General features: G+C 57.1%; 2 protein-coding genes. Both read left to right on the top strand.

Translation table 11 applies throughout. The features are described 5' to 3' along the window. Window positions 1–616, top strand: a 616-nt coding sequence (locus tag ACXRVY_RS29330; RefSeq protein WP_458239001.1) for a phosphoethanolamine transferase, incomplete at its 5' end; no start/stop codon positions are given. 72 nt (window positions 617–688) lie between these two features. Next, window positions 689–1339, top strand: coding sequence for a class I SAM-dependent methyltransferase (locus ACXRVY_RS29335; protein ID WP_223461992.1), 651 nt, complete (start codon window positions 689–691; stop codon window positions 1337–1339). Window positions 1340–1365 lie beyond the last annotated feature (26 nt).

Raw genomic sequence — 1365 nt, forward strand, 5'->3', positions numbered from 1 at the left:
ATGCGCAAACAGTGAATGCCGTGACGAAATCCTGCTGCAGGGGCTGCAGAATTTCATCGATACCCTGGACAAGGACACGGTATTGGTATTGCACCAGATGGGCAGCCACGGTCCGGAGTACTTCAAGCGTTATCCGAAAGAGTTCGAACGCTTCACCCCGGTTTGCGAGAGTAATGCCCTGAACAATTGCAGTCGTGAAAGTATCGTCAACGGCTACGACAACACCCTGGTATATACCGACCATGTACTGTCGACCTTGATCGATCTGTTGCGCAGTAAGCAGGACAAAGTGGATACCGCGATGCTGTATCTGTCGGACCACGGCGAGTCCCTGGGTGAATACAACTTGTTCCTCCACGGCACGCCTTACATGCTGGCACCCGAGCAGCAAAAGCATGTAGCCATGTTTGCGTGGTTCTCCGACAGCTATAAAAAGTCGTTTGCGGTAGATACCCGTTGCCTGCAGCAGAGTCGTGAAAAGCCCCTGAGCCAGGACAACCTGTTCCATTCGATGCTTGGCCTGCTGGAAGTCAACAGCAAGGTCTACAACCAGGATCTGGACATGTTTGCCGGATGTCGTGGTCCAGTGGTCGACGGTGTGTTGGCCAAAGATTGAGTGCTCCGGTTTTGTTTCACACGGCGGTCGCCGACTTGCGGCCTGTAGAACTTTCATCAAGAGCCATTGCAAATGTCCGCTCAGCCTCCATCCGCCATCGAGCTTGAGATTGCCCGGCGCTACGACCAGGAGCACGCGCGCGTCTGCCTTCAGCCGCAAGCGCCGGGTCTGGCCGGGCGTCTGGCGCTCTGGCGTGAGGAGCGACTGGTGCGCAAGGCACTCAAGGTCGCCGGCGAGCCGGGGCTGATCCTCGACGTGGCCTGCGGTGTGGGGCGTTTCTGGTCGGTGCTGGCCGAACATGCCAATCGGGTGATTCTCGCGACGGATCCGTCCCAGGACATCCTCGATCATGCCCGCACACATCACCCGCAGAGTTTGTTGAAGCGGGTCAAGACCTTTCAAAGCTCTGCGTTCTCGATTGGCTTGTCCGAGAATGCGGTTGACTGCATTTTTTGCATGCAACTGTTTCAGTACCTTACCAACCCGGAACATCGCCTGGCGATGCTTGGCGAGTTTTACCGGGTCAGTCGCGATACGGTGATTGTCGCGGTGCGCCTCGACGGTCGATTCAAGGGCGCGCGTTCAGGCGTGGAAGGGCCGTTGCCGAGCAAAGCCGAGGTCGAAAGCGAGTTCAGGCAGGCGGGGTTCCGTTTGCTCAGCCATCAAGACTTTTTGCCGGGTTGTGCGCGGATGCGGGTCTACGTGTTGGGTAAGACCAGCTAGCCCGGCTTTGTAGGACTATTCTGTAT

It is taken from the genome of Pseudomonas sp. P5_A2_2, assembly GCF_054177685.1.